The organism is Burkholderia sp. PAMC 26561 (assembly GCF_001557535.2).
GTDB lineage: Bacteria > Pseudomonadota > Gammaproteobacteria > Burkholderiales > Burkholderiaceae > Caballeronia.
On sequence record NZ_CP014306.1, the window covers coordinates 1,382,209 to 1,409,068 of the forward strand.

General features: G+C 61.2%; 24 protein-coding genes. 7 read left to right on the forward strand and 17 right to left on the reverse strand.

The window, feature by feature from the left end; all coding sequences use genetic code 11:
- Window positions 1-205: 205 nt before the first annotated feature.
- Window positions 206-1,885, reverse strand: coding sequence for a Na+/H+ antiporter (locus AXG89_RS06530; RefSeq protein ID WP_062168681.1), 1,680 nt, complete (start codon window positions 1,883-1,885; stop codon window positions 206-208).
- Between the two features lie 407 nt (window positions 1,886-2,292).
- Between AXG89_RS06530 and AXG89_RS06535 the strand changes: the two genes are divergently transcribed.
- Window positions 2,293-3,612: an EAL domain-containing protein gene (locus AXG89_RS06535; RefSeq protein WP_062168683.1), complete on the forward strand. Its 1,320-nt coding sequence runs from the start codon at window positions 2,293-2,295 to the stop codon at window positions 3,610-3,612.
- A 41-nt stretch (window positions 3,613-3,653) separates the two neighbouring features.
- Here AXG89_RS06535 and AXG89_RS06540 read toward each other — a convergent pair whose 3' ends face one another.
- A complete protein-coding gene (locus tag AXG89_RS06540; protein WP_062168685.1) occupies window positions 3,654-7,223 on the reverse strand; it encodes an indolepyruvate ferredoxin oxidoreductase family protein in 3,570 nt (1,189 codons plus the stop codon).
- Between the two features lie 257 nt (window positions 7,224-7,480).
- Between AXG89_RS06540 and AXG89_RS06545 the strand changes: the two genes are divergently transcribed.
- Window positions 7,481-8,104 (forward strand): glutathione S-transferase family protein, encoded by a 624-nt coding sequence (locus AXG89_RS06545; RefSeq protein WP_062170358.1) that lies wholly within the window; start codon window positions 7,481-7,483, stop codon window positions 8,102-8,104.
- On the opposite strand, the gene AXG89_RS06550 is transcribed toward AXG89_RS06545, so the two are convergent.
- The 9 genes from AXG89_RS06550 to AXG89_RS06590 all read right to left on the reverse strand — a co-directional run bounded on the left by AXG89_RS06550 (window position 8,101) and on the right by AXG89_RS06590 (window position 15,953).
- On the reverse strand, window positions 8,101-8,346 hold the full coding sequence (locus AXG89_RS06550) for a hypothetical protein (protein ID WP_062168687.1): 246 nt from the start codon (window positions 8,344-8,346) through the stop codon (window positions 8,101-8,103). The genes AXG89_RS06545 and AXG89_RS06550 overlap by 4 nt on opposite strands.
- 70 nt (window positions 8,347-8,416) lie before the next feature.
- Window positions 8,417-8,641 (reverse strand): hypothetical protein, encoded by a 225-nt coding sequence (locus tag AXG89_RS06555; protein WP_062168689.1) that lies wholly within the window; start codon window positions 8,639-8,641, stop codon window positions 8,417-8,419.
- A gap of 89 nt (window positions 8,642-8,730) precedes the next feature.
- Complete coding sequence (locus tag AXG89_RS06560; RefSeq protein WP_062168691.1) at window positions 8,731-9,651, reverse strand: carbohydrate kinase family protein; 921 nt, start codon at window positions 9,649-9,651, stop codon at window positions 8,731-8,733.
- Complete coding sequence (locus AXG89_RS06565; protein WP_062168693.1) at window positions 9,648-10,940, reverse strand: AGE family epimerase/isomerase; 1,293 nt, start codon at window positions 10,938-10,940, stop codon at window positions 9,648-9,650. The genes AXG89_RS06560 and AXG89_RS06565 overlap by 4 nt, the downstream gene beginning before the upstream one ends.
- A complete protein-coding gene (locus tag AXG89_RS06570; RefSeq protein ID WP_062168695.1) occupies window positions 10,937-11,977 on the reverse strand; it encodes a LacI family DNA-binding transcriptional regulator in 1,041 nt (346 codons plus the stop codon). Before AXG89_RS06570 ends, AXG89_RS06565 begins: the two co-directional genes overlap by 4 nt.
- Window positions 11,978-12,176: 199 nt before the next feature.
- Window positions 12,177-12,782, reverse strand: coding sequence for a class I SAM-dependent methyltransferase (locus AXG89_RS06575; protein ID WP_062168697.1), 606 nt, complete (start codon window positions 12,780-12,782; stop codon window positions 12,177-12,179).
- Window positions 12,779-13,567: a PIG-L deacetylase family protein gene (locus AXG89_RS06580; protein ID WP_062168699.1), complete on the reverse strand. Its 789-nt coding sequence runs from the start codon at window positions 13,565-13,567 to the stop codon at window positions 12,779-12,781. The genes AXG89_RS06575 and AXG89_RS06580 overlap by 4 nt, the downstream gene beginning before the upstream one ends.
- Complete coding sequence (locus AXG89_RS06585) at window positions 13,555-14,601, reverse strand: acyl-CoA dehydrogenase (RefSeq protein ID WP_236873383.1); 1,047 nt, start codon at window positions 14,599-14,601, stop codon at window positions 13,555-13,557. Before AXG89_RS06585 ends, AXG89_RS06580 begins: the two co-directional genes overlap by 13 nt.
- A 332-nt stretch (window positions 14,602-14,933) precedes the next feature.
- The gene (locus tag AXG89_RS06590) at window positions 14,934-15,953 is read right to left on the reverse strand and encodes a bile acid:sodium symporter family protein (protein WP_062168701.1); all 1,020 of its coding nucleotides are present in this window, start codon (window positions 15,951-15,953) and stop codon (window positions 14,934-14,936) included.
- Window positions 15,954-16,451: 498 nt separating this feature from the next.
- Here AXG89_RS06590 and AXG89_RS06595 point away from each other — a divergent pair, with 498 nt between their 5' ends.
- Together AXG89_RS06595 and AXG89_RS06600 are read left to right on the forward strand one after the other, a co-directional pair.
- On the forward strand, window positions 16,452-16,898 hold the full coding sequence (locus tag AXG89_RS06595; RefSeq protein WP_062168703.1) for a hypothetical protein: 447 nt from the start codon (window positions 16,452-16,454) through the stop codon (window positions 16,896-16,898).
- Window positions 16,899-17,643: 745 nt separating this feature from the next.
- Window positions 17,644-18,666: a porin gene (locus AXG89_RS06600; RefSeq protein ID WP_236873413.1), complete on the forward strand. Its 1,023-nt coding sequence runs from the start codon at window positions 17,644-17,646 to the stop codon at window positions 18,664-18,666.
- A gap of 82 nt (window positions 18,667-18,748) precedes the next feature.
- On the opposite strand, the gene AXG89_RS06605 is transcribed toward AXG89_RS06600, so the two are convergent.
- Window positions 18,749-19,714: an NAD(P)H-dependent flavin oxidoreductase gene (locus AXG89_RS06605; protein WP_062168707.1), complete on the reverse strand. Its 966-nt coding sequence runs from the start codon at window positions 19,712-19,714 to the stop codon at window positions 18,749-18,751.
- Window positions 19,715-19,917: 203 nt separating this feature from the next.
- Here AXG89_RS06605 and AXG89_RS06610 point away from each other — a divergent pair, with 203 nt between their 5' ends.
- Window positions 19,918-20,814 (forward strand): alpha/beta fold hydrolase, encoded by an 897-nt coding sequence (locus AXG89_RS06610; RefSeq protein ID WP_062168708.1) that lies wholly within the window; start codon window positions 19,918-19,920, stop codon window positions 20,812-20,814.
- Window positions 20,815-21,004: 190 nt separating this feature from the next.
- Here AXG89_RS06610 and AXG89_RS06615 read toward each other — a convergent pair whose 3' ends face one another.
- Genes AXG89_RS06615 through AXG89_RS06635 form a run of 5 tightly spaced genes read right to left on the reverse strand, consistent with a single transcriptional unit; the run spans window position 21,005 to window position 24,917 of the window.
- A complete protein-coding gene (locus AXG89_RS06615) occupies window positions 21,005-21,913 on the reverse strand; it encodes an MBL fold metallo-hydrolase (RefSeq protein ID WP_062168709.1) in 909 nt (302 codons plus the stop codon).
- Window positions 21,910-22,458, reverse strand: a complete 549-nt coding sequence (locus AXG89_RS06620; protein ID WP_236873414.1) for a DUF1289 domain-containing protein — start codon at window positions 22,456-22,458, stop codon at window positions 21,910-21,912. The genes AXG89_RS06615 and AXG89_RS06620 overlap by 4 nt, the downstream gene beginning before the upstream one ends.
- Before the next feature lie 41 nt (window positions 22,459-22,499).
- Window positions 22,500-23,000, reverse strand: a complete 501-nt coding sequence (locus AXG89_RS06625; RefSeq protein ID WP_062168711.1) for a YbaK/EbsC family protein — start codon at window positions 22,998-23,000, stop codon at window positions 22,500-22,502.
- A 27-nt stretch (window positions 23,001-23,027) separates the two neighbouring features.
- The gene (locus tag AXG89_RS06630) at window positions 23,028-23,951 is read right to left on the reverse strand and encodes a hydroxymethylglutaryl-CoA lyase (protein WP_062168713.1); all 924 of its coding nucleotides are present in this window, start codon (window positions 23,949-23,951) and stop codon (window positions 23,028-23,030) included.
- A 24-nt stretch (window positions 23,952-23,975) separates the two neighbouring features.
- Complete coding sequence (locus AXG89_RS06635; protein WP_062168715.1) at window positions 23,976-24,917, reverse strand: 2-hydroxyacid dehydrogenase; 942 nt, start codon at window positions 24,915-24,917, stop codon at window positions 23,976-23,978.
- Window positions 24,918-25,120: 203 nt separating this feature from the next.
- On the opposite strand from AXG89_RS06635, the gene AXG89_RS06640 reads away from it, so the two are divergent.
- A complete protein-coding gene (locus AXG89_RS06640) occupies window positions 25,121-25,744 on the forward strand; it encodes an RBBP9/YdeN family alpha/beta hydrolase (protein ID WP_062168717.1) in 624 nt (207 codons plus the stop codon).
- Between the two features lie 92 nt (window positions 25,745-25,836).
- Complete coding sequence (locus AXG89_RS06645; RefSeq protein WP_062170364.1) at window positions 25,837-26,847, forward strand: sulfate ABC transporter substrate-binding protein; 1,011 nt, start codon at window positions 25,837-25,839, stop codon at window positions 26,845-26,847.
- The last annotated feature ends 13 nt before the right edge of the window (window positions 26,848-26,860 follow it).

The window sequence follows — 26,860 nt, forward strand, 5'->3', positions numbered from 1 at the left end:
TCCAGTGCCCCAAAAAAAACCGCTCAGTGCCAAAGGCAGTGAGCGGGAAGATCGGAGAGTTACAACGACATCATGCGCTTTCATGGAGTACGCATGGGATGAAGTATGGCGCGGCGGTCATCGTTGAAAAATACGATAACTCCTAAAACGTCCGTTATGTTATTCGTTAGTCCGTTTTAAATCGCTGATTGAAATGAAGCTCCCTTCAAGCGGCCGCGCCTTTCTTGCGATTCACAATCGCGGTTTCGGACAAATCGATTTCGCGCATCAGCTTGTTCAGGGTTTCGTCGTTGATAGCCTGGCGCGTGCGCAGTTTCAGAAGCTCCGATCGCTCCGCCCGCAGCGCGGCCATCTTCAGCTTGGTTTCGACCATCTCACTTTGTCGTGCGGAACGACGAGACTCTTCTTCATCGCCGAGTCCTTCAAGTCGCCGTCTGTACAAACTCATCACGCGTGCCGTGGAGTCCGCACAATGCGCCGCGCCGGTTTCATCCATCTGGCCGGTGAGTTTTTCCTGAGCTGCATCGATTGCACGAATCGCTGCCTGAGCTGCGTGACGGCGCGCGATGCGTTCTTCCGCCGCGTGTGGATCGCCGCGACGCTTCAATCCGCTCAGCAACAGCGGCAATCCAATCACGCCGATTAGCAGCGACATCAGGATCGTCCCCGACGCGATGAAAATGGCCAGATCACGTCCCGGCAACGCGGTACCGTTCGGCAGAACCTCGGGCAACGACAACACGCCGGCCAGCGTGACTGCGCCGCGCACGCCGCCAATAGTGGTCATGGCCACCGTGCGCACACCCGGCACTGCGTTCGACACGCCATGCTTCGCGGCGCCGCGGCTCGCGACCCAGCGCAGCACCCACACCCACGCAAATCGCAACCCATAAAGCGCGATGACCACCGCGGCCACGTAGCCCAGCAGCAAGCCCACTTGGTATAGACCATCGTGATGCGCCTCGATCAACGCGCGTCCGATGATGTGTGGAAACTGCAGCCCGAGCAGAATGAACACCATGCCGTTGAAGACGAACTCGATCATCGTCCAGGTACTCGTCATGCGGATGCGCGCCGCCGTCGGGATGATCTCGCGCAGGCTCTGGAAGTTCATCATCATGCCTGCGGACACCGCCGAGAGGATGCCCGAACAACCGAGTTTCTCGGCGATCAGATACGCGGCGAACGGAATCAGCAACGTGAGGACGACGCCGGCGGCTGGGTCATCGTCGTCGGACATCTTTACGATCCGCCGTGGGATCGTGGTCACGAGCCAACTGATCACCGCGCCGATCAAGAGGCCGCCGACGGCGATCACCACAAAACTTATCGATGCCGCGCGCAACGAGAACACGCCTGTCAGCGCCGCCGCGATGGCGAACTTCAGCGCGACCAGGCCAGACGCGTCGTTCATCAACGCCTCGCCTTCGAGGATGTGCATGAGGTTCGCCGGAATGCGTCCCTTGCCCGCAATGCCGCTCAACGCGACAGCATCTGTTGGCGATAACACCGCTGCCAGCGCGAACGCGACCGGCAAGGGCATGACGGGAATCATCACGTGCAGGAACCAGCCAAGCGCGCCCACCGTCATGAATACGAGGCCGAGCGCGAGCAGCAGGATCGCGCGGCGTTGCATGAAAAATTCGCGCTTCGGGATCCGCCAGCCGTCGGCGAAGAGCAGCGGCGGGATAAAGAGCATCATGAAGAGCTCGGGATCGAACGTGACGTGCAAGCCGAATCCCGGCCACGCGAGACACGCGCCGATTGCGATCTGAATGAGCGGCAAGGGCAACGTGAACGGCAACTTGCTGGCAAGCGCGCTCGTGATGAAGCCGGACAGCGCGACTGCCAGCATCAGAATGAGTACGGTGAAAACGATATCCATTTTTTTCTTGGTGCGGTAATCGGAGCAATGAGGAGCGAACTTCGTCCCGCCACGCTCTTTTGATAACAAAGGACCAAAGTTTAGCTTGGACGGGCGAGCCAGTCTGAATCGGGGCCGCGCACTGCAATGGTGCGATCCGCACGCCGTCCCGTGAAAGAGGCGTCTCGCCTCGGTGCACACGGTGACGAAAGCTCCGCAAACCACTCATGGCTCGTGAGCACGGAGCTTGCTTTATCCAAAGGGACGGGACGCGCAGATTCCCCGCTTAAAGATAATCGAGGGCAGTGTATGAAACCAGGATTGAGCGTGCGGGCGGCGCAGCAAGCAACGCAATCGATTGCGAAAAACAAAGAGGATGGTGTGCACGATACACAAACGCAGGCGTGCATTCGTCCGGGGAAGGCATGATGGCGATAGCGAATCCGGAGAAGATCAAGCCGATCTCGCCGCGGAATTTTGAACTGAGCGTGACATCGGGGTTCGACCGGTATTCGGTCGACCACGGCAACTGGACGCTATCGAGCGTCTTCCAGCCGGTGTTCAGCCTCTCGCACATGCGGGCGGTCGGATATGAGGGTTTGTTGCGTGCGCACGATGCGCTCGATCGCGCCGTGTCGCCGCTCGATGTGTTTGGTCAGGCCGCGCGCATTGGCGAGGCCATGCAGCTCGACCGCCTGTCGCAGGCGCTGCATCTGGAAAATTTCAACGTGTTGGGCGCTCAGAACGAATGGCTGTTCCTGAATGTCCATCCGGGTTCGTTGACCGAGCCGTATCACATGGCCGCGTTGCTGGCGAATCTGAAGCGCCTGAATATCGAACCGCGTCGTGTGGTGCTGGAGGTGCTGGAGGATCGGGCAGACGACATCGAGAAACTCGCCGAAGCCGTGCAGCATTTTCGTGAACACGGCTTTCTGATCGCGCTCGATGACTTCGGCGCGGGACATTCGAATATCGAACGGATATGGCAACTGGATCCGGATATCGTGAAGCTCGACCGCGTGATGCTGTCGCATGCCGCGCAGTCGGCGCATACGCTGCACGGGATGAGCCACTCCAAGCACCGGCGCAACATGGAGGCCATCCTGTGCGGCGTGGTTTCGCTGCTGCATGAAGCGGGCAAGCTGGTGTTGATCGAAGGCGTGGAAACCGAGCATGAGGCGCAGCTGGCGCTCGCAAGCGGCGCGGATTTCGTGCAGGGATTTTTCTTCGGACGTCCGAATCCGGGTCTTGCCGATGCGCCTCAGGCGCACACGTTGATGAGCGAGCTGACGGAGCGTTTCCGCCTGCAGACCGAGGCGAAGGAGCGGCGGGTGGCAGCCCGTCTGCAACCGTATGTACGTGCGTTCGAGCGCGCGGCCGAGCGGCTGGCGGCAGGCGAGCCGCTGGAAGAGGTGTGCTGGAACTTCCTCGCCCTCGATAACGCCGCCCGATGTTTTCTGCTCGATGTCAACGGGCGGCAAGCCGGCCGGAACGTCGTCCTTCGGGCTGATCGGGCTGCCCATGAAGCGCGGTTGTTGCCTTTGATCGATGCTCAAGGCGCGAACTGGCTGCGCCGTCCCTACTTCAGGGACGCGCTGGGTGCGCCGGATCGCGTGCACGTGACGAAGCCGTATTTATCGATCAATGAGGCGCTTCCTTGCGTGACGTTGTCGGTGGAGACTCGCATGGGCGGCCAGCGCGTCGTGCTTTGCGGAGACATCGATTGGGAGGCGGAGGAGGAAGAGTAGGAATGGGTCGAGCTGATCCACGTGAATCAGCTCGCGTCTTTTCATTTCGCCACGACGACTGGAATCCCCCTCAGGGCGCCGGCGCCCTTGAGCTCATCCAGTGATGCCTGCACGTAGCGTCCCGTCTCGACCGCAATCCCGAGCTTCGCGCCCAGATCGCGTTCGCGCCGCTTCACCATCGATAAATTCGCCAGCTTCACGTGCCCATATCCGCGAATGCGTTCGTGCAGCAGCGCAAGCGCTTCGACGTCCTTTGTGTTGTCAGGCGTCATCGCCCTGAGCGCGCGTTGAACGGTGATTTCGTAGTCGCCGGGAAGCTGGCGTTCCATCTTGCGTTCCAGCGACCGGCCGAATGGATCGATCACTGTTCCTCGCAAACCACGCACCTTCGACATCACGCCGAGCACCGGCCATAGCCATTGTCCGAACGTCATCTTGCGCGGCGCGCCGCCATTTTTCGCCCTCGATAAAACCGGCGGTGCCATGTTGAACTTCACGGCGAAATCCTGGCCGGCAGTTCCTTCGAACTGTGCTTCCAAAGCCGCGCGGAAAGCGGGATCGGTGTGAAGCCGCGCGACTTCGTATTCGTCTTTCACAGCAAGCAGCCGATAAAACGTCGTGGCGACCGCCCGCGTCACGGCATCGTTGCCGGATGCAGCGGCAACTGAAACCAACGAGCGGTATCGCGTCACATATTGCGAACCGCCATATGCCAGCAATCGCGCCTCGCGATCGGCAATCAACGTTTCGAGCGGCATCGCGTTCATTTCGATTCGCGGCACGGCGGAGGTCTTGCGCAGCGCCTCAAGCGCGCCGATATCCGCAGCCGCCAATCGCCCGATGGCAAATGCGAGCTTGTTCATAGGTACAGCGACGTTGTTCAACTCGATGGCGCGCATCAACGCCGCGTGCGACACGGGCACGAGTCCGAGTTGCCACGCGTAACCCAGCATCAGGATGTTCGCGCCGATCGTGTCGCCGAGAAAGCGCGTTGCCAGCGCCTGGGCGTCACACGTGTTCATGCGCTCCGCGCCCGCTGCATGCTGCATCTTTTCGAGCAGCGATCCGGCGTGAAGATTCGCGTCCGGGTTCTGCACGAACGTCGCGTTCGGAATGGCGTGCGTGTTCACGACAATGCGCGTGCGGCCATGCCGGACGGTTTGCAATGCGTCGGCGCTCGCGCCCACGACCATGTCGCACGCGAGCAGCACATCAGCCTGCTGGGTATCGATGCGAACCTGGTTAAGCAAGGCATCGGTCGCGGCGAAACGTACGAATGAAAGCACCGCGCCACCCTTTTGCGCGAAGCCCATGAAGTCGAGCACCGACGCGCTCTTGCCTTCAAGATGCGCCGCCATGCTGATGAGCGCGCCGACCGTGACCACGCCCGTGCCGCCGACTCCGGTGATCAGGATGTCGTACGGCGCGTTATCGAGTTCGAGCGCGGGTTCCTGCAACCCATCCACGCGTGCCGCGAGCGCCTCGGGATCGAATCCGTTACCGGCCGCCTTCTTGAGTTTCGCACCTTCCAGCGTCACGAAGCTCGGGCAAAAGCCGTTCACGCACGAGTAGTCCTTGTTGCACGACGACTGGTCGATGCGGCGCTTGCGTCCGAGTTCGGTCTCCACCGGTTCGACCGATAAACAATTGCTCTGCACGCCGCAATCGCCGCAACCCTCGCACACGGCTTCGTTGATGAACAGGCGTTTGTCCGGGTCGGGGAATTCGCCTTTTTTCCTTCTGCGGCGTTTTTCCGCTGCGCACGTTTGATCGTAGATGAGGACCGTCACGCCTTTGATGTCACGCAAACGCCGTTGAACGTCGTCGAGTTCGCTTCTGTGGTGGAACGTCGTGCCCTTCGGAAACTGATCGTGATGCCCGTCGTATTTTTCGGGTTCGTCGCTGACCACGACCAGCGTTGCGATGCCTTCCGCTTCGACCTGCCGCGCGATTTGCGGCACGGAAATGCTGCCATCGACAGGCTGGCCGCCGGTCATTGCGACGGCGTCGTTGTACAGGATCTTGTACGTGATGTTCGTCTTCGCCGCGGCCGCCTGGCGAATCGCCAGGATGCCCGAATGAAAGTACGTGCCGTCGCCGAGATTCTGGAAGACGTGCGGCGTTTTCGTGAACATGGAATGCGACGCCCAATCCACACCTTCGCCGCCCATCTGGATCAGGCCGGTCGTGTCGCGTTCCATCCAAGAAGCCATGAAATGGCAACCGATTCCGGCTTGGGCAATCGATCCATCGGGCACCTTGGTGGATGTATTGTGCGGACAGCCCGAGCAAAAATACGGCGTGCGTTTGACGGCATCGGCGGCATTCGACAGGATTTGCGGCGCAACGAGATCGACAACTTTGTCGCGCCGATCAAGCGCCGGTTTGTGCCGCGCGAGCCAGTCGGCGAAGACAGGCAACACGCGCGACGGACGCAGCTCGCCAAGCGCGCTCAACAGCATTGCGCCGTCCTGCGCATTCTTGCCGATCACAACCGGCCGCGCACCTTGTGTCCGGTTATACAAATGGTCTTTGATCTGCTGCTCGATCACCGGGCCTTTTTCTTCGATGACCAGCACTTCGGACAGGCCTTCCACGAACGTATCGAGCCGCGTGGTTTCTAGCGGAAACGACAAGCCCACTTTATAGATGCGCACGCCAGCGGCGTCGAGATCATCGACGGTCAGATCCAGACGGCGCAACGTTTCCATCAAGTCCAGATGCGCCTTGCCGCACGTCACAATGCCGACGTTCGCATGACGGCTTGGGGCGATCCATTTATCGATGGAATTGGTCTTGGAGAAATAGCGCACCGCTTCCAGCTTAGCGGCCAGCCGCGCTTCGATTGTCAGGCTCGGCAGGTCGGGCCAGCGATTATGCAAACCGCCTTCAGGCGCGACGAAACCTTCCGGCGCCGGCCAAACGGTCTGCAACGCATCGAGGTCGACGGTCGATCCTGACTCCACTGTTTCCGAAATCGCCTTGTATCCCACCCATGCGCCCGAAAAGCGTGACAACGCCCATCCATAAAGACCGAACTCGAGCATATCGGCGATATTCGATGGATTCACCACCGGCATATGCCACGCAATCATCGCCTGGTCGGACTGATGCGGCATGGATGACGACACGCAGCCGTGGTCATCGCCCGCCACGACGAGCACGCCGCCATGGGGCGAGGAACCGTAGGCGTTGCCGTGCTTGAGCGCATCGCCGGCACGGTCCACGCCCGGGCCTTTGCCGTACCACATGGCGAACACGCCATCGACCGTGCGTTCAGGATCGGATTCCACGCGCTGCGTGCCGAGAACCGCGGTGCCCCCAAGTTCTTCGTTGATTGCGGGAAGGAAGCGCACGTCGTGCGACGCCAGCAGCTTCTTCGCCTTCCACAATTGTTGATCCACCATGCCAAGCGGCGATCCACGATACCCGCTCACGAAACCCGCGGTGTTCATGCCCGCAGATCGGTCCAGTTGCCGTTGCATCAGGACGAGGCGAACCAGCGCCTGCGTGCCGGTCAGGAAGATCCGGCCCTGAGTTGCGTTGAGGTTATCGGTGAGCTGATAGGCGGCGAGCGGCGGATGGTCTGCAAATGGGACACGCGCGTTCATGAAGTCTCCGGCGTTTATCGTTGGTATTGAGGGATGTCGTCATTCTTCCTCGCCATAAGCGGAGATTTTTTGCGTTTCTCGCGCTCATATGAGCTGCAGCGCAATGAAACCCATCTTATCGATCGCCGTTGAGTAGAAAAAGCCGGCCGAATGGCTAACGTGTGGTTAACCCGTACCGCGAAGTGCCCAGGAGCGGGTAATCTCAATGCTCCTGCTGCGACGAAGATATGCAGCCTCACAACGAGGAAGATCCGCCCATGAAGCTCTACTACTGGCCAAAGACTCGCGCGTTTCGCGCGCTGTGGATGCTCGAGGAACTGGGTGTGCCGTACGAGTTCGCATACGTGAACATCCGCGCCGGCGAACAAAACGAAGCGGCGTTCTGTGCGGTGAATCCCATGTCGAAGCTGCCCGCGCTCGATGACGACGGCGTCTGCGTTGCAGAGTCGGGCGCGGTGCTCCTCTATCTCGCCGATAAACACCCGCAAGCCGGCCTCGGCGTTCCACTCGACGATCCTCTACGCGGCCGCTTCCTCCAGTGGATGTTCTTCACGGGCGCGTGCCTTGAACCGGCAATGGCTGAAAAGATGATCGGCGCGCCCGGAAACAGCGTGAGTTTCGGCTGGGGTGATCTGGGTCGCGTGGAGAAGGCGATCGAATCGGCGCTCGCGCACGGGCCGTGGTTGCTCGGCGAGCGTTTTACAGCCGCCGATATCCTCGTTTCGAGCACGCTGCAGATTGCGTATATGGCGAAGCTGATCGAACCGGGCGGCGCGCTGTCCGAGTACGTCGCGCGTGCAACGTCACGCGAGGCGCATGAGCGCGCGGTATCGATTGATAAAGCCGAGGCGCAGAAGGCTTCGTCCGCTGCCAAAAATTAAGGAAACGTCTTTGGTTTGGGAATGCCCGCGCCGGCTTCAATGTCGGCGACGGCCTGTACATGCGCGGCATCGACGGCATCGGTCGGGCTCGACAAACCGTTGTCTCCGCCTATGGTTTTCCACGGCTGCACGGCTTTGTCGAGATGACGGATTTCGTATTCAGCGTCCCACCGCGTTCCCTCCAATTCAATAGGACGAACGTGGATTGAATAGACGCCGTAAAGAAAGAGTTGTTCGGACATGCTGAGTCTCCCGTCCAAGCTGAGTTAAACGGAAACGGCGGCGCGGGAAATCCAGTGCCGCCGTATATTTTCAGAGTTCGATTTCGCCGAGAATCCGGTGCGCGAGCGCGCGGGCTTCGTCCAGCGCTTCCTCTTCGGAGAGGGATGTGGCGGCGACATCGTAGAGTTTCGGTTCGTCGCTATCCTCGCCGTCGTCCCGGACCAGCGAGACGACGCCCTGGAACTGGCCGTCGTCGGTCGGACGAACGCCGATAGTCGCGGTGTAGATGCCCTTCGTGTAGATCGTGTCTTCCATGATGCGCTCCGCCAAAGGTTGAAAACGATGCTAGCACGCGTATTTATCGCGCGTATGACCGTCTTTTTCGTAAGCGGTGAGCGCACGTTTCAGGCCAGCAGATCCTCGACTTCTTCGAGCGACGGAGAATGCGCGCCCGACATGCGGCAAGCCGCAGCGCCGGCCGCCAACGCAAACCGCAGATGGTCGGGCCAGCCGCCCGGCCGGGTCATGAGGCTGTAGAGCAAGCCGCCGATGGACGCATCGCCGGCGCCGACTGTGTCCGCGACCTGGACTTTAGGCGGCGTGGCTTGCCAGCTTTCCTCGCCGACATGCAAGGTTGCCTGCGACGAGCCGCGCGTGACGAGCACGGTAGCTTGCGGGTTCATCGCGCGGATTTCGGCGAGGGCGTCGGCCTCGTTTGCAATGTGCGGGAAGAGGCGTTGCAGATCTTCGTCGGAGACTTTGATGAGATCGGCGAGTGCCGCCATCTTGCGCAAGGTCGGCTCGTAACCGTGTTCCATCAGATTCCGGTAATTCGGGTCGAAGCTGATCTTCACGCCGTGTTCGCGCAGTTGCGCGGCAAGACCCGCGAGCGTGTCCCCAAGCGGCTGGCGCACGAGGCTGATGCAGCCGAAGTGCGCCCATTTCACGGCGTCCATCCAGCCGGACGGGAGCAGCGCGGGATCGAAGGCGAGGTCCGCGCCGTTTTCGCCCATGAAGTAATAAGTCGGTGGCTGCGTCTTGTGGACGATCGCCAGTAACGGCGGGCGTTCGACGCGCTGCATGAAGCGCATGTCGAGACCGGCGGCGACGCTCGCGTCCCAGAGTTCATCGGAGAAATTGTCCGTACCGAGCGATCCCGCCGACGCCGTCGGCAAACCGAGACGCGCAACGGCGCGCGCCACGTTCCAGCCCGCGCCGCCCGGACGCGAGAGCCAGTCCGACGGGCCGGTGCGGATCAGGTCGGTGAGGATGTCGCCAGCGGAGACGAATTGCGGGAAGGCAGGAGTGGAGGTCGTCGCGTTCATTGTCTGGCCGTCTCTGTTTCGGCGATGTGCTGGGTCGTGGTGGCTGAGGCTGATGTGTCCGGCGTATTGACGCCCAACGCGTTCAGCACCTCGTAGCACGCGCCCATCGTGTGGTAATCGGTCTTGCCGGCGGGGCTTTTTTCATCGCCGTATTTGCGGTTGTCGCAGGTCAGGATGCGGAACCACGCGCCGTATTTGTGATCGACGAAGTGCGCCCAGCTATAGCGCCAGAGTTCGTCGTAGCAATCCCAGAAGCGTTCGAGGCCCGTGCGTTTGCCGAGCAGCGCGGCCGTGGCGAAGGTCTCGGCCTGAACCCAGAAGTATTTGTCGTGGTCACAAATGGAATTGTCGGGGCCGAAGCCGTAGTAGAGGCCGCCGTGCTGCTCGTCCCACGCGCGGTTGAAGCCGGCATCGAACAGTTCGATAGCGCGCGGTGCGAGCCACGGCAACGCCCGATGCCGCTCCAGGATCAGCAGCAGCTTTGCCCATTCGGTCTGGTGACCGGGCTGGAAACCCCACGGGCGGAAGATGTTCGAACTGTCGGATTCGTTGTAATGCCAGTCGACCGACCAATCCTCGTTGAAGTGTTCCCACACGAGGCCGTTAGAAAGCCGCGCCTGACGCAGCGTGATGTTGCCGGCGATCTTCTCTGCCCGGTCCAGATAGAGCACATGGCCGGTCGCCTCGTACGCGGCGAGCAGCGCTTCGGTCGCGTGCATGTTCGCGTTCTGCCCGCGATAAGGCGACAACTGCCAGTCGGGCGTGGCTTCGTCGGCGTAGAGACCGGCATTCGCATCCCAGAAGTGCTGGTCCATCAACTGGAAGGTTTCATCTATCAGAGGCCGGGCTTCGTCGATACCCGCCATCGCCGCGTGCGCACACGCGAGCAGCACAAACGCGTGGCCGTAGCAATGCCGCGTGCCGTCCAGCGTGCGTTTCGCGCCATCGCGCCACTCGATTTCCCAGTCGTAGCCCTGGTTCACTGCGTCCCAATGGGCGTTGCGCAAAAACGCAAACGCGTGGCGCGCGTTGTCCAGATGATGCTGGCTACCGAAATGGCGAAAGGCCATCGCGTGATTGAAGACAAAGCGCGTACTGCTGACCAGATGCCGCGTGGTGTGGTCGTAGACCGTGCCGTCATCTTTGAAGAAATGATAAAACCCGCCCGATGGATCGCGGGCCGTCCGCTCGTAGAACGCGAGCGTGTGGCGCACATGATCGAGCAGGAAATCGCGGCTGCGGAAGTCCGGTTCGGCCCGGTCCGCCGCCTGGAACGCGGTTGAGTTCATACCGATGTCTGTGTCCGTGTTATTGCCGAGCTCGCGCGCGGAATCAGGCGCACGGGCACGAGCGTGTCGGTGGTGATGTCCATGTCGGCATCGCTGGCGTCGTTGTTTTGCGCTGTTTCCAGCAGCAGGTCCACGCCGCGACGGCCAAGCGCCTCCTTGTCCACCGTGACCGTGGTGAGCGGCGGCGTGCTTTGGGCTGCGGCGGGAATGTCGTCGAAACCGACAAACGCCACGTCTTCCGGAATTCGCAGCCCGTGCGCCACGCAGACACGCATGGCGGCGAGGGCCGCTGCATCGTTATAGGCGAAAACAGCGTCCGGCAGCGGCTTCGATTGCTGGTGAGCTTGCGCGATCAGGCGCTCCATGGCGTCGGCGGCGGCGACTTCCGCGTCGATGGCCGGCTGCGTCGTCACTTCGAGCGTAGGGTCGAAAAGCATGCCGGCTTCGAAGTACGCAAGCCGGTAGCCCATCGCCCGCTGCGCGATGCTGTAGTGCGCCAGCGACCCGCCAATGAACGCGATGCGCTTTCTGCCCATGGCGAAAAGATGCTGCATGGCGAGCGCCGCGCCGCGCGTGTTGTCGACGTTGACCGAACGGAATCCCGGCGCGTGCAGGTCGATCAGCACGACGGGCCGGTTCATCGAACGCAGGTGAGCAAGCAATTCAGGTTCGATGAATCCCGCGACGGCCACCGCGTCGGGTGCGTGAAGCCGCATTTGCTGGGCGAGGTCGTGGGTCGGGCCGGCTGTCAGTACCGAAGGCACCAGCCGCCGCTCGCGGCACGCTTCCTCGAAGCCATGCAAAACGTGGGAGAAGAACGGGCTGACCGCGAAATTATTGTGCTGGCGATGCAGCAGGAAGGTGACGCGCCGGATGCGCGTGCGGAGCTGGGCGGCGTCGTAGCCGAGTTGCCGCGCCGCTTCCACTACACGTTCGCGCGTCGCTTCCGACAAACCCGGCTGGTTCTTCAGTGCCCGCGATACCGTGCCGATCGACACGCTGGCTGCGCGTGCGACATCACGAATGGTTGTACCCATCTGTCTTTCAATCTCCGCATGCGTGTTCTATGGTTTATGAAGCTCGTTCGGCCGGTGTTTATCGGTAAAGCGAGGTTCGCATGATCGCGGGGATTGTATAGTAAAACGATGGGCATTTTACCGTCGCGGGCCTTAGAGAAAACCCGCAACGGCTTGCTGACAAGACTTTCGGTTTGCTTCCTTGTTTAGTAAATGGGATTTAACGGGCTTCGCGCTGATGCACCGACGCCTTGTTCGATGACCACACGTCGAGCACGAGGTCGTCGTCTTCATAGTGCGACAGGGCCGGAATCGCAAGCGTTGCGCGGAGTTCGGCGTGAACGTCGTCGCCGGTAAATCGCCATCCTTCGATTGGTCGACGCCAGTGGCACGCAACCACGGTTCCGCCTGCGCACAGGGAAGACGTCAGCCGTTGTACCAGCCGTCCGAGCTGGTCGTGCGTCAGGTAATAAGCCACTTCGCTGACGACAATCAGGTCGAACTCGCCGTCGGGCCAGTCATCGGGCATTGCGCGTTGTTCGACCTGGACGTGGCGCAGATCCGCCACTCGGCGACGCGCCAGATCGACAGCCGCCGGATTCAGATCCGCCGCGAGAAGCGTGTCGCAACGCGCCGCCAGTTCGGCCGTGAATTCACCATTCGCACAGCCGGGTTCATAGGCGCGGCGGTAGCGTTCATCGGGTAATGCAGCGAGCGTCAATGCCCGCTTGCGGCGTTCGTACCAGCGGTCGCGAAGCAGCCAAGGGTCGTCACTACGCTTGTACAAGCCGTCGAAGTACTCGTGCGCGTTCGGTTCGCCGGTCATATCAGGACGACCTCGTAGGGGCGCGTGAGGCGCTCCAGCACATGGGCCGGGAGAATGGCGTCGCGGCCCGTGGAACCATCGGCTTCTATCTGGCTGCGGAACGCTTGGACCGCGTGAACCTTGCGAGCGAGGGTTGCGTCGTCAAGCGAGATGCGGCGCGCACGGCTCCAGGGCACACGCGAATCGTCGGGCGCTGCCCAATGCCACGTCCAGACCGGAACTTCCACGAAGGGTAGATCAAGTGCGCCGGCAACGGCTGTAACCGCCCGGCCGACCGATTCGTGGTCGGGATGGCCGTCATAGCGCCAGGTGCCGAACACGACGTCCCCGGGTTTCAGGTGCGCTTCGAGCGCTTTCGACAGGTCTGACTCGAAGGTGTTGCCGCCGCCATCCGGCAAATGGAGCCGAACCAGCGCAACGTGGCGCATGCGCAAACGCTGGAGCGCGTCACGTGTTTCCTGCGGCCGCGTGGCGGCGAGGCGCGCGGCTGGCCATTCAGGCGAATCGGGATGGCTTGCGGTGCCATCGGTCACCGCGATGATCAACACCTTGCGGCCCAAATCGGAAAGGCGTGCGAGCAAGCCGCCGGTGCCGAGGATTTCATCGTCGGGATGCGGAGAAACAATCACCGCACGCGCGCCCGGCGGGACGAGCGTGCCCGGATCGACTTCGGGGAGAGTGGAAAGTTGCTCCGAGCTTTGCCATGCAGCTTCTGGCGTGCCGCGTCCCTCGATTGCCCGATCATTGTGCTCTGCGTTTTCCACTTGAGTAACTACAGGTTCCATGCGCTGCCTTCCTCTTTCACGATCCGCTCTGCAAGCGCGGCTTCGTCGCGTTCGGCGTGACTCTGCCGGATAAAGACGGGTAGATCAGCCATCAGGCTGGCGAAATGGCGATTACGACAAAGCGGCGCCGCGCCAAGCGCACGCCCCGCACGTTCGATGACTTCGATTGCCGCCCGCTCCGCCGCAAGCCGCGCGCGAAACGCGCCCGGCATGGGGTCGGCGCGAGGCTCGCGGTCAATCTGCGCAGCCGTTTCCCGCAGAAGGCTGGCTGTGCTGGCAAGTGCGGTATCGATAGCGCCAAGATGCGCGAGCTTGTACGGGTCGGCGCGACGCGTCGCGTCCTGCTTGACGAAGTTGCCGATAGCCGCCGCCGCGCCGAACCAGCACGCGGCAATTCCGCCGCCGCCATGCCAGAAACCCGCGCGTTCCAGATAAGCGCGTGGCGCGCCGATGCGCGTGGCGTGGGCGTTATCGAAGTGAACGTCCACGCTGGCGCTCGCGGACATGCCCACCGCCATCCAGCCCTCGTTAGTGACTCGAACGCCCGGCTGACGCAGATCGACGGCGGCCAGGATCGGCTCGTCCTTTTCGTTCCAGGCGGTGACGAGCGCGTGGCTTACCGACGCCGCGCCCGAGCACCATGCCTTGGTGCCCTGAAGCGTGAGCGCGCTCCCGCCGTCCGACGATGCGCTCGCAGCGAGGCGTGCGGTCGGCGGCTCGGCTGCCCAAACGCCCCATGTCTGGCCGGCTGCCGGAGCAAAGCCATCGCCAATTTCCGCGATGATTGCGAGTACATCGGTATGTCCTTCGTATAGCTTGACCAGCGCCAGGTCGCACGCGGCGACGGCGGCAAGGGAGCGCCACCGCTCGAGCGTCGCGCCCTTGCCGGGAAGCGGCAGCCGGTCGAGACCGGCGTCTATTAATGCCTGCAGAGCGTGGGCTGTGTCTGTGGCGGAGCCTCGCTTGAAGCGGAGCTCGCGCAAAAACGGATCGAGCGCGGACGAAGTCGCGATGCCGTCAGTCATTCTTTGCATGATGAAATCCTGGCCGCTTCGATTAGAACTTGATGGAAACGCGTGCGGGCCGTTCGCTGCCCGTGACGATGCGTTGTCTTCAAGTGTGGCAAGGCACATGCCCGGCCACCAGTCCGCCAAACGGCATATGACGTGAAGCGAAGCGAAACAGTCGATTTGCCCGACGGCGAATCAACTCATATCCCATTCGACCGAGTCGACAGGACGCCTGAACAGACTTCAAATAGCAAAAAAGCCGCACGGGGCGGCTTGATGCTCGGTTCGATGGAGTGGTTATGCTGATTCTGCAACAGGTTGCTGCAATGTTCCCAGGGGAAGCAAAGAGCCGGAGCTTATTGGCGAACCTGCGCGCCTGCGCCTTGAGACTGGTTCGCTTCTTCGCCGGAAGTATCGCGTGCGCCCCAGCGTTGGGCGAGTACTGCGCACGTCATCAGTTGGATCTGGTGGAACAGCATCAGCGGCAGCACGACCGCGCCTACCGCGTGCGAGGCAAAAATGACCTTCGCCATCGGAATCCCCGACGCCAGGCTCTTCTTCGACCCGCAAAAGATGATGGTGATCTGGTCCGCCCGATTGAACCCGAGCCGTTTGCTGGCGAAGGTCGTGACCAGCAGCGCCACGGCCAGCAGCACGATGTTGACAACCACCAGCCCGCCGAGCGTCTGCAAAGAGATGGTGTGCCAGATGCCTTCGTTCACCGCTTCGCTGAACGCGACGTACACGACCAGGAGAATCGAGCCCTGATCGACAAAACGCAGGATGCTGCGATTCTTGTCGAGCCATTTGCTGATCACAGGCCGCAGCAACTGCCCGGCAATAAAAGGAACCAGCAATTGCAGCACGATATTGCCGACCGTATGCCAAGCAGATCCCGCGCGGCCGGCACCGTCCGTTACAACCAAGCCCACGAGGGCGGGTGTGATGAAGATTCCGAGCAGGCTGGACGCCGACGCCGCGCAGACGGCGGCCGGCACGTTGCCTTTGCCAATCGACGTGAACGCGATGGACGACTGCACCGTGGAGGGCAGCGTGCAGAGAAACAGGATGCCCATGTAAAGCGCGGGTGTGACGAGTGGGGTGAGGATGGGTTTCAGCGCCAGTCCCAGCAACGGAAACAGCGCAAACGTGCTCAGCAGGACGACGATATGCAGACGCCAGTGCGTCATTCCAGACACGATGGCTTCGCGCGACAGCTTTGCGCCGTGTAGGAAAAACAACAGTCCGACCGCGATGTTCGTCAGCCAGTTGAAGCCGACAGCAGCGGCACCGCGACAGGGCAAAAGGCTGGCGAGGATCACTGTGCCGATCAGGGCAAGGGTGAAGTTATCGGGAAGGAACTTGGGGCGAGTCATTGAAGATTCTTGGCAGTTTGCGGCGTAAAGGTACTTAACGGGGACCGACGCCTCTCATGGACGACCAAAACCGCTCGAACACGCGTCGAGAACGCCTATTTTCGCCGGATAGCCATTCAATATGCAAATTCATTTAAATGATTTATTAATGCGGCAAACGCATGAGTTTCGATGCTCGAGTGTGGCCGGTAGGACCAGCCGCGTACCACTGGTCCCAGAGCGGAATTCTTGTTTTTCACTCATACAAAACGGGCATCCGCACTTACCCGGATCGGCAAAAAAGTGTGAAGTAACATGGTGTTACAACCATCAGGAAGACCTAACACTTTTTGGCTCGACGCCGATCACCGGGCACAATAAATTGACTGGTAGACCGGTTGGCGGGACGTCATCGTATAGACGAAATGTCCTGATCATCCGACAGCAACCGGTCGGCGATGCAAACGGAACACACGTCCAAAGCACGCTGGAACGAGTCGGACGCCCTGCAGTATCGACATGTCGCTCATCCGAATCCGCCACGCCCGTCGCTTGTTTCTCGCCGCTGCAGCCGGTCTGGTTGCGGCGTCGGCAATGTGTGCAACGGTGGCGTTCGCCGGTGGTGCCGGCTCGAATGGCGCTGTGCTCGCGCATGGCGCTTTCAATCGCGGCGGCGATGCGCACGGGCAGTGGCAAGCCGTGAATCGACGCGCGATGCGAGTCGACGACGTCGACAGTGGCGCGCGGCCTTTTGGTTACCAGCGCGTTGCCGCCGGGTCCGGACTCACGCCGGTCAGCGCAGAAGTCCGTGGCGGAGCGCGTGCCGATCAAGGCGCGCAATTGCATGGCGGAGGGTCGATCCGCGCGGACATCGCGCGTTACAACGAAGAGCGCAGCACGCCACGTGCATCGGGTCGTCCGTCGGACGACCCCCGCTCGCCCGCAAATTCCCCGTACCGCAATTAGTCCATAAACCGAATCGTCGAAGCTACGTGAAGCTCGTTGTTTAAATATCGGTGATAGTGCATAAGCACATTAATCGATCCACGCATTTTTTAATACCGATTCGAACGCGCGGCGATTAAGCCAGTTTCCTTTTCTCATCCGAAACAAAAAACAATTCCGTCGTCTACGGGAAGCATGGCAATGACGTAATGACGCCACAGTTTCCAGACTACCGGCTGCAGTTCCCTTCCTCCCAAAATCATCTGCATTAACAATGCGCTCTGTCTGATTTTTGCGTGCATTTTCAATGTCCGCTCCAGAGTAACCAGCGCGTCTGCGCCGTAGCGTATGGCGCGCGGGGCAATCGATGCGTGCAATCAATCACCGGGTTCAACCGCGGCGGCTTGCGCCGGATCACGTTTCGTTTAAGTCCGTCATGCGCAACCTATTCAAAACGCTATACGCGGCATAAGCAAAGTTATTTTTGTCCGGAAAAATGATCCGTAAAGATGGTCCCCGCCCTGAGTGAGCTCCATCAGCGCGTACACCGTTCAGCGTACGCCAGGAGTCATGTCATTGAGCCATGCCCGGGTGACGCTTGAATCAGGTTGTCCATAACGGGCATTCATAAGAACAGTTAAATAAAGAGCGAGGCATTCATTGCTCGCGACATCCCGGTTTTAACGTTGATACGACAGGAGAGTCCATGAAGCCAACCGTGAACCGCGTGCTGAAAGCCGCGGCCAAGGCGACCGTTACTGCTGGCATGTTCGGCTTGCTTGCCGCCAGTTCCGCCCAAGCGCAATCGAGCGTCCAGTTGTACGGACAGGTCGACGAATGGGTGGGCGCCACGAAGTTTCCAGGCAGCGACCGCGCCTGGAACGTGGGTGGCGGCGGTATGTCGACGTCGTACTGGGGCATGAAGGGCAGCGAAGATCTGGGTAACGGCTACAAAGCCATCTTCACGTTGGAAAGCTTTTTCCGTGCACAAAACGGTCAATACGGCCGCTTTCAGGGCGATACGTTTTTCGCCCGCAACTCGTATGTGGGCATCCAGTCGCCGTACGGTACCGTCACTGCGGGCCGGCTGACGACGCAGCTGTTTGTATCGACGATTCTGTTCAACCCGTTCATCGATTCCTACACCTTCTCGCCGATGGTGTATCACGTGTTCCTCGGACAGAGCACGTTCCCCACGTACACGACCGATCAGGGCGTGGTTGGCGACTCGGGCTGGAACAACTCGGTCCAGTACACGACGCCGGATTTCAGCGGCTTGTCGGGTAGCGTGATGTACGGCCTCGGCAACCAGGCAGGCGAAAACGGCGCGAAGAAATACAGCGCGCAGTTCCTCTACTTTCACGGCCCGTTTGCCGCGACCGGCGTGTACCAGTACGTGAACTTCAGCTCGGCACCAACTGACCTGTCGACCTTCATACCGGGCTACAAGAGCCAGAGCGTGGCTCAACTCGGTGCGTCGTACGACATGAAGTACGTCAAGTTCTTCGCGCAATACATGTACACGAAGAACGATATCGATCCGGGTACGTTCCACGTCAACACCGGGCAGGGCGGCGTGACGATTCCGGTGGGCGTTGGCTCGGTGATGGCGTCGTACGCGTATTCGCGCAGCAATGGCGGCCTGGATCAGACGCACAAGAGCTGGGCGCTCGGCTACGACTATCCGCTGTCCAAGCGTACCGATGTCTACGCGGCATACCTCAACGACAAGTACACGAGCATATCCAGCGGCAACACGTACGGCGTTGGCATCCGCGCGAAGTTCTGATTAGAGCAACACGCTTGAAAAAAATCCCCGCTCGGTCCTGACCATGACGGGGATTTTTTAATTTCGCCCAATCAGCTGAAAATCAACGCGCGATCCCGAGCCGATCCTTCGCGCCGTCGTATTCCTGCTTGAGGCGCGTCACGAGTTCGGCCACGGTCGGGACATCGTCCATCAGGCCCACGCCTTGGCCCGCGCCCCAGATTTCCTTCCACGCCTTGGCCTTGACCGCGGCATCGCCGAAATTCATCGCGTTTTTATCCGATGCAGGCAGCGCATCCGGGTCCAGCCCCGCGTTCACGATGCTTTGGCGAATGTAGTTGCCATGCACGCCGGTGAACAGGTTCGTATAGATGATGTCGGCGGCCTTCGATCCTACGATTGCCGTCTTGTAATCTTCCAGCGCATGGGCCTCGCGCGTTGCAATAAAGCGCGTGCCGATGTACGCGAAATCCGCGCCCATTGCCTGGGCGGCGAGGATCGATCCGCCATTGGCGATGGCGCCGGACAACGCGATGGGTCCATCGAAAATGCGCCGTACTTCGCCGACCAGCGCGAACGGCGACGTCATCCCCGCGTGGCCGCCGGCGCCCGCTGCTACAAGGATCAGGCCATCAACGCCTGCCTCCAGCGCCTTTTCCGCGTGCCGCATATTGATCACGTCGTGCAGCACGATGCCGCCGTAGCTGTGAACCGCGTCGATCATCTCTTTCACAGGCGCGCGCAAGCTCGTGATGAAAATCGGCACGCGATGCTCAACGCACACGCGTACATCGGCTTCAAGCCGCGCGTTCGAATGATGCACGATCTGGTTCACCGCAATCGGCCCGACCGGCGCACCGGGATTCGCCGCCTTGTGCGCCTCGATGCCCTCGTTGATCTGCGTGAGCCACTCGCCGAGCAACTCGGCCGGCCGGGCGTTCAGCGCGGGAAATGAGCCGACAATGCCCGCCTTGCACTGCGCGAGCACGAGATCCGGATAGCTGACGATAAACATCGGTGAAGCAATGACCGGCAGCGCGAGGTGTTGCAAAGCGGCGGGGAGTGCCATGACACGAGTCTCCTGATTGAATATGAAGCTGAGCACGAAAGCCGAACGATCGTTCGATTATAGGCGAAGCTGTAGCGCGCATGACCGGCATGAACTGAGGAAGTCTTCAGGTTCTACCCTGATTCGGGCACGAGAGCAGTCTAGTATCGTCGAGGACGCCTACAATCGTTTTCCCGTTCATCGGATCATCGGATAGAGACGCCATGCCGTTCGAAGACTACCAACCGTTCACCTTCAATGTTTCGGGCGTCGATATTTTCGGCATGAAGGGCGGCAGCGGACCGCCGTTGTTGCTGTTGCACGGCCATCCGCAGACGCATGAGATCTGGCACAGGCTCGCGAAAGATCTGGCGCAGCATTTCACCGTAATCGCCACCGACCTGCGCGGCTACGGCGCGTCGGGCAAACCGCCGAGCGACGAACACCACACGCCGTATTCGAAACGCGTGATGGCCGCCGATCAGGTCGCCGTCATGCGGCATTTCGGCTTCGAGCGTTTCATGGTCTGCGCGCACGATCGCGGCGCGCGCGTGGCGCACCGGATGGCGCTGGATTTTCCGCAAGCCGTCGACCGGCTGATGCTGCTCGATATCGCGCCCACGCTCGCCATGTACGAAGCCACCGACCGCGCTTTCGCCACCGCTTATTTCCACTGGTTCTTCCTGATCCAGCCGGAGCCGCTGCCCGAGCTGCTGATCGGCGCGCATTCGGATGCGTATGTGGAGCGCGTGATGGGCAGTCGTCACGCGGGTCTCGCGCCTTTCGCGCCGCATGCGTTGCAGGCGTATCGCGATGCGTTGCGTCAGCCCGGCGCGGTGCACGCGATGTGCGAGGACTATCGGGCATCGGCGAGTATCGATCTCGAGCATGATCGGGCGGATCTGGAGTGCGGCAACAGACTCGCGTGCCCGTTGCGGGTGTTGTGGGGCAAGGAGGGCGTGATCGAACAATGTTTCGAGCCGCTCGACGAATGGCGGCGCGTGGCGCGCGATGTCAGCGGCCGTGCGGTGCCGTCGGGCCATTACATTCCGGAGGAAGTGCCCGACGAATTGCTCAAGGAAATCCTCGCCTTTTTCGAGGCAACCGAGCGCGCCGCATGATGCGGCACCTGGCGTCATCGAGTGTTCAGGTAAGTGTTATCGGTCTGTAGGGAAAGCACCGATGCATCTCAAAAACAGGCGCGTTAGGATGCATCAGGCGCTGATCACGTCAACAAATTCCGCCGCTTGGACCTGTTTATCGATAACCCATCGACAGCAGACAAGCGGCTTTCTTTTTTGCCCTGGCGCTTCAGACAACCGTCACCGTCTCGCCATCCACCTTCAGCACGCCGCTCGTCTGAAGCTCGCCGAGATACTTGCGTATCAGTTGCGCGTGGTTGCCGGAGAGCATGGCTGCGGCGGCGCGCATGGCGCGGGCGGTAGCGGCCATCAGGATCAGTTCGCTGACCTGCATGGAGCGCAACTCCATCAGCTTGAACACGATCAACACCTTCAGCGCGTTCTTCGCGTTGCGCTCGGGATCGGCACGCAAAAAATCGATACGCGATGACGCCACATCCAGCGCCTTCGAAACATCGGTGAAGGGCGCGCCGTGGCCGGGAATCACCGCGCGTACATCGAGCGTGGCGATCAGGTCGAGCACCGCGCGCTGTTCCGCGAATCCGCTTTCGCCTTCCAGCTCCGGGAAGATCACGCCGAAGCCGGTTTCCCACAGCGCGTCGGCGCTGATCAGCAAGCGTTCCGCCGATGAATACAGCATCAGCGAATGCGGATCGTGGCCGGGTGCGCCGAGCACGGACCAATCGATACCTCCAAGATTCAAGACCACACCCGGCGCAATCGTGCCGGTAATACTGAAGCGCTCGCAGGTTTGCCCGGTCGCGCGGAACGTGAGTTTGCCTTCGTCCCAGTCGCGTACGGCTTGCGCTTCGGTTTGCGGAATCAAGGTTTCGCACGCGAAGTTAGCCTGCAACAGCGCGTTGCCGCCGCAATGGTCGGAGTGCAGATGCGTGTTCAAGATCAGATCGAGCGAACGCCCGGCGCCGAGCGCATTGCGCACGAGCGCGAGCGTCTGCGCCGCGTGCGACGAGTAGCCGGAATCGATCAAGGCGGTGTTCTTATTGTCGATGAAAAGCACGTTGTTCGACGACAGCCAGCCGCGCTCGAAGACGCGCATCGAAGCAGGAAACTGGATCATGCCCGGGCCTTCCGAGGCATCACCACGATCGTCGCTGTCGCCTTGACGACTGTCTCGCCAAGCTGATTCAGCACCTCGCCGTCGAGCTTGACCAGGTCGCCGTCGAGGCTGGCTTTCCAGTGGGCATCGGTGATCAGCCAGCGCATGGCGAGCACGTCGTTCACCTTGACCGCGCGCACGAGCTTGATGCCGAACTCAAGTCCGAGCGGTTGCGCGTAAGCCGAAAAATGTGTCGCGAGCACCGCCATCAAATGCGCGGTGGGCTGCGTACCCGATGCAATCAGAGACCCGAACCGGCTGGCTTCGGCGTAGGCATCGTCGTGATGCAGCGGGTTCTGGTCGTTGACAAGGGTCGCGAACGACTTGATGGAATCAGGCGGCAGTTCGAGCGTGGCCTCCATCCGCTCGCCGACGCGAACAACACGAGGACGCTTTGACGCAAGATCCAGCACCGTGCGCTTTTGCGTGTCATCGAATGACGACCAGCCCGCGATTTCATCGATCGTGCGAAAGCAGCCGTCGCAAAGTTCCGTGCGCGGGTTCATCCTGCATACATCGATACACGGCGACGCCACGGCTTCAGTCATCACGCCGTCTCGCGCAACGCGACATCCACGACGGGCGCGTCAGTGAGCGCGATCAATTCCTGTGGCGTCAGGTTGAACACCGCGTGCGGATGACCGGCGGCAGCCCAGAGGCTGTCGAGCGCGAGGAGGTCTTCATCGATCAACGTGACCGGCGGCGTGACGTGACCAATCGGACAGACGCCGCCGATCGCGTAACCCGTTTTTTCGCGGACGAACCTGGCATCCGCGCGGCCGAGCTCGCCCACGCGCGCAGCGACTTTCTTTTCATCGACGCGATTTGCGCCGCTCGTAATCACGAGCACCGGCGCGTCGTCCTCCTTGCGGCGAAACAGGATCGATTTGGCGATCTGCGCGACCGAGCAGCCCAGTCCGGCCGCAGCTTCCGCCGATGTCTTGCCGGTTTCCGCGAGCATCACGACAGGTTTTGCGTGGCCGCGTTCGCTGAGCAAACGGGCTACGCGCCGGGCGGATTCGGGCAGGGCGTCGAGTGTTTCGTTCATTGGGTCCGGTTCCTGAGAGCTTGTTTTTCAGACGCAAGGCGTCACACCGTGGCGTTTTTTCGCGAGCAATGCGCGTCCCACGCGCGATGCGCTCGGTTTGCCAATGGCCTGCGAAATGAAGTCGCCGATTTCCACGAGCTGATCCAGATCCACCCCGGTTTCAATGCCGAGTCCATTCAGCAGGAAGATCACGTCTTCGGTCGCCACGTTGCCGGTCGCACCCTTGGCATACGGACAGCCGCCGAGCCCCGCCACCGATGCATGGAATATCTCGATGCCTTCCTGCAGCGCCGCGTAGACATTCGCGACGGCCTGGCCGTAGGTATCGTGAAAATGGCCGGACAGCCGTTCACGCGGGAATACCTTCGATACCGCCGCCATCACCTCGCGCGTGCGCCCCGCCGTGCCGACGCCGATGGTGTCGGCAATATCGATTTCATCGCAGCCCAGCGCCTTCATGCGCTCGACGACATCGACCACGGACGCGACCGGCACGTCGCCTTGATAAGGGCAGCCGAGCGCGCAGGAAATGCTGCCGCGCACGCGTAATCCCGCTTCTTTCGCAGCCTTCGCCACCGGCTCGAACCGCGCGATGCTTTCCGCGATGCTGCAATTGATGTTCTTCTGCGAGAACGCTTCGCTCGCCGCGCCGAAGATCACGATCTCGTCGACCTTCGCTTCGAACGCTGCCTCGAAGCCCCGTAGGTTCGGCGTGAGCGCCGAGTAGATCGTGCCCGGACGCCGTTCGATTCCGGCCATGACTGCGGCGCCATCGGCCATTTGCGGCACCCATTTCGGCGATACAAACGACGCCGACTCCACGTTCTGCAAGCCAGCTTTCGCGAGCCGGTTGATCAAGTCGATCTTGAGCCCGGTCGCGACGAAATCCTTCTCGTTCTGCAGGCCGTCGCGTGGTGCGACCTCGACGATTTTCACTTTAGGCGGAAGCATGCCTGTCTCCTTTGTTGGGCGGCATCAGTAGCCGCGTTTTACGTCGACTATGCCGGATATGGGCTCACCGCGCGCAAGCGCCCGGATCTTCAGCGCAATCTGTTCGATGCTTTCATCGCGCAACGTAATGGCCGCGACATGTGGCGTGATTTCGATGCGTGGCGTGGTCCAGAACGGATGATTATCGGGCAAGGGCTCCTGATGAAAGACATCGAGCGCCGCCGCCGCGACCTGGCCGGTCTTCATGGCGCGCAGCAGATCGTCATCCACGACGTGCGCGCCGCGCGCCAGGTTCACGATATACGCCCCCGCCGCAAGCCGCTCGAACGCGCGGGCGTTCAGGATGCCTTCGGTGTCCGGCGTGTGCGGCAACAGGTTGATGAGCATCTTCGCGCCATCGAGGAACGCATCGAATTGTTCCGCGCCCGCGAAAGTCTGCACGCCTTCAATCTCGCGTTTCGTGCGGCTGAAACCGCGAACGGGGACGCCGAGCGTGGTCAGCGTTCGAGCCACGCGTGCGCCGAGCACCCCCATTCCCAGCACGCCGACCGTGAATGTCTTGCGCGGATGCGGCTCGAGCTTTTCCCATCGATGCTCACGCTGGATCGCCTCGTACTCGTCCATCCGGCGCAGATAGCGCAGCACCGTGTAGATCGCGTATTCCTCCATTTGCTGCGCCATGCCGCTGTCTTCCAGGCGCACGAGCAGCGCATTGGGCGGCAGCGTGCCCGGTTCCTTGCGTTCGATATCGAGGATTGCATCCACGCCAGCGCCGAGATTGAACACCGCCTGCAGATCCGGGCGGTTCGCGAACAATTCACGCGGCGCGCGCCAGACGACGGCGTAATCGGCGGGGGCGTTATCGCCGGGTTGCCATAGTCGGATATCCGCTTCTGGAAGCGCGCGGGACAGGTCATCGAGCCACTCCTGGGCCTCGGCTTGATGCTCGTAGAGAATGATCTTCATCGATGGGTCGTGTTCGCTGGAGTAATGAGGCGGTTGCGCAAGTGGATTCACGCATTTTACGGTTTCGCCGATAAAACCGCCCTCCGGTAAAAAAGGGTCGCCGGCTCGCCGATAACCAAATGACGATAAGTTGGTTCTCGCCAACGCCGCCTCGCAGCAGAATTGGTCCTCACCATGCCGGCTTTGGCCGCAGCGAGGTTCACATGAGTTCAAACAGCACATCCGCCTGGCCGCCGCGACTCGTCACCGTGCCGGGTCTGCACGGCAGCGAGGGCGCGCATTGGCAAACGTGGCTCGAGCGGCAATTGCCGAAATCGCGCCGCGTCATGCAGGACGACTGGGACGCGCCACAACTCGATACTTGGGCGCAAGCCGTCGCGGACACGGTATCGAGCGTTCGCGGCCGCGTCATTCTCGCGGCGCACAGTTTCGGCTGCCTCGCGGCGGCGCATGCGATCGCTGAAGTTTTGACGGGCGATGCCGTCGCAGGCGTGCTGTTCGTCGCGCCGGCAAGCCCCGACAAATTTCGGTTCGCGGGCACGTTCGAGGCGCGCAAGCTGAACGTGCCGTCGGTGCTGATCGCGAGCCAGACGGATCCATGGATGCCCTTCGACGATGCCCTGCGTCTTGCCAGCCAGTTCGGCAGCGCGCTGGTGAATCTCGGCGACGCCGGCCATATCAACACGGCCGCGGGCTTCGGTCCGTGGCCGCGCGCGAAGTATTTTGTCGATACGCTGATCCATTGCGCCGCGCCGTCGCATTTCGGCGAGAAGAAAGCAGTGGCGCGCGACGTATTCGAGCGCTTCGAACAACCGGCGTATGGATAACGCATCCGACCGTTTGCGGCCCGAACCTTCGAATGTTTTCGATAGAATCGCCGCTGGCGGCGGTTTTTACTATTCGAACAATCGGGGGATACATGGCGGGTTTGAAGCACTGGGCTGCATTCGCGGCGTTGGGTCTGAGCACGTTCGCGCATGCGGACACGTCGTTGCTGAACGTTTCTTACGACGTGACGCGCGAGTTGTACAAGGACATCGATACAGCGTTCATTGCCGACTATAAGCAGAAGAACGGCGAAACGCTGTCCGTGCGCCAGTCGCATGGGGCGTCGAGTGCACAGGCTTTGTCGGTGATGCAGGGCCTGCAGGCCGACGTCGTCACGATGAACCAGCCTAACGATGTCGACTTGCTGGTCGAACGTGGCGGCCTGGTGCCGGCCAACTGGCGCACGCATTTCCCGAACAACGCGGTGCCCTACACCACGACGATGGTGTTTCTCGTGCGCGCCGGCAACCCGAAGAACATCAAGGACTGGAGCGATCTGGCGCGCCCGGGCGTGCAGGTCGTGATCGCCAATCCGAAGACCTCGGGCAATGGGCGGTATGCGTATCTGGCGGCGTGGGGCTACAAGAAGCAGCAGGGCGCCACGGATCAACAAGCGCAAGCCTTCGAAAAAGCCATCTTCAAGAACGTGCCGGTGCTCGATACAGGCGGTCGCGGTGCGACGACGACGTTCACGCAACGGGGTATCGGCGATGTGCTGGTGACGTTCGAAAACGAAGTTGCGCTGATGGATACCGGCGCGGGCACCGGCGCGGGCGGGAAGGATTTCAGCTCGGTATATCCGTCGGTGAGCTTGCTGGCGGAGCCGCCTGTCGCGGTGGTCGACAAGGTGGTGGACAAGCGCGGCACGCGCAAACAGGCGCAGGCGTACCTGCAGTATTTGTGGACGCCGGCGGTGCAGGAAATCATCGCGCAACATCATTTGCGGCCGCGTAATGCCGAGGTGCTGGCAAAGCACGCAAGCGAATTCAAGCCGATCAAGACGTTCACGGTGGAACAGGTTTTTGGCAACTGGCAGAAAGCCCAGCAAACCCATTTCGCCGATGGCGGGACGTTCGATCAGGTGATTGTGGACAAGAATTGAAGCTGATGCGAAA

What these genes read in the sequence shown, in the direction of transcription:
- AXG89_RS06635 (WP_062168715.1), bottom strand. Translation starts at nt 24,917, where the DNA reads ATGAAGATCATTCTCTACGAGCATCAAGCCGAGGCCCAGGAGTGGCTC.
- AXG89_RS06585 (WP_236873383.1), bottom strand. Translation starts at nt 14,601, where the DNA reads ATGCAAAGAATGACTGACGGCATCGCGACTTCGTCCGCGCTCGATCCG.
- AXG89_RS06595 (WP_062168703.1), top strand. Translation starts at nt 16,452, where the DNA reads ATGTCGCTCATCCGAATCCGCCACGCCCGTCGCTTGTTTCTCGCCGCT.
- AXG89_RS06580 (WP_062168699.1), bottom strand. Translation starts at nt 13,567, where the DNA reads ATGGAACCTGTAGTTACTCAAGTGGAAAACGCAGAGCACAATGATCGG.
- AXG89_RS06630 (WP_062168713.1), bottom strand. Translation starts at nt 23,951, where the DNA reads ATGCTTCCGCCTAAAGTGAAAATCGTCGAGGTCGCACCACGCGACGGC.
- AXG89_RS06565 (WP_062168693.1), bottom strand. Translation starts at nt 10,940, where the DNA reads ATGAACTCAACCGCGTTCCAGGCGGCGGACCGGGCCGAACCGGACTTC.
- AXG89_RS06555 (WP_062168689.1), bottom strand. Translation starts at nt 8,641, where the DNA reads ATGGAAGACACGATCTACACGAAGGGCATCTACACCGCGACTATCGGC.
- AXG89_RS06575 (WP_062168697.1), bottom strand. Translation starts at nt 12,782, where the DNA reads ATGACCGGCGAACCGAACGCGCACGAGTACTTCGACGGCTTGTACAAG.
- AXG89_RS06620 (WP_236873414.1), bottom strand. Translation starts at nt 22,458, where the DNA reads ATGAACCCGCGCACGGAACTTTGCGACGGCTGCTTTCGCACGATCGAT.
- AXG89_RS06560 (WP_062168691.1), bottom strand. Translation starts at nt 9,651, where the DNA reads ATGAACGCGACGACCTCCACTCCTGCCTTCCCGCAATTCGTCTCCGCT.
- AXG89_RS06610 (WP_062168708.1), top strand. Translation starts at nt 19,918, where the DNA reads ATGCCGTTCGAAGACTACCAACCGTTCACCTTCAATGTTTCGGGCGTC.
- AXG89_RS06530 (WP_062168681.1), bottom strand. Translation starts at nt 1,885, where the DNA reads ATGGATATCGTTTTCACCGTACTCATTCTGATGCTGGCAGTCGCGCTG.
- AXG89_RS06625 (WP_062168711.1), bottom strand. Translation starts at nt 23,000, where the DNA reads ATGAACGAAACACTCGACGCCCTGCCCGAATCCGCCCGGCGCGTAGCC.
- AXG89_RS06590 (WP_062168701.1), bottom strand. Translation starts at nt 15,953, where the DNA reads ATGACTCGCCCCAAGTTCCTTCCCGATAACTTCACCCTTGCCCTGATC.
- AXG89_RS06540 (WP_062168685.1), bottom strand. Translation starts at nt 7,223, where the DNA reads ATGAACGCGCGTGTCCCATTTGCAGACCATCCGCCGCTCGCCGCCTAT.
- AXG89_RS06550 (WP_062168687.1), bottom strand. Translation starts at nt 8,346, where the DNA reads ATGTCCGAACAACTCTTTCTTTACGGCGTCTATTCAATCCACGTTCGT.
- AXG89_RS06570 (WP_062168695.1), bottom strand. Translation starts at nt 11,977, where the DNA reads ATGGGTACAACCATTCGTGATGTCGCACGCGCAGCCAGCGTGTCGATC.
- AXG89_RS06605 (WP_062168707.1), bottom strand. Translation starts at nt 19,714, where the DNA reads ATGGCACTCCCCGCCGCTTTGCAACACCTCGCGCTGCCGGTCATTGCT.
- AXG89_RS06615 (WP_062168709.1), bottom strand. Translation starts at nt 21,913, where the DNA reads ATGATCCAGTTTCCTGCTTCGATGCGCGTCTTCGAGCGCGGCTGGCTG.
- AXG89_RS06600 (WP_236873413.1), top strand. Translation starts at nt 17,644, where the DNA reads ATGTTCGGCTTGCTTGCCGCCAGTTCCGCCCAAGCGCAATCGAGCGTC.
- AXG89_RS06535 (WP_062168683.1), top strand. Translation starts at nt 2,293, where the DNA reads ATGGCGATAGCGAATCCGGAGAAGATCAAGCCGATCTCGCCGCGGAAT.
- AXG89_RS06545 (WP_062170358.1), top strand. Translation starts at nt 7,481, where the DNA reads ATGAAGCTCTACTACTGGCCAAAGACTCGCGCGTTTCGCGCGCTGTGG.
- AXG89_RS06640 (WP_062168717.1), top strand. Translation starts at nt 25,121, where the DNA reads ATGAGTTCAAACAGCACATCCGCCTGGCCGCCGCGACTCGTCACCGTG.
- AXG89_RS06645 (WP_062170364.1), top strand. Translation starts at nt 25,837, where the DNA reads ATGGCGGGTTTGAAGCACTGGGCTGCATTCGCGGCGTTGGGTCTGAGC.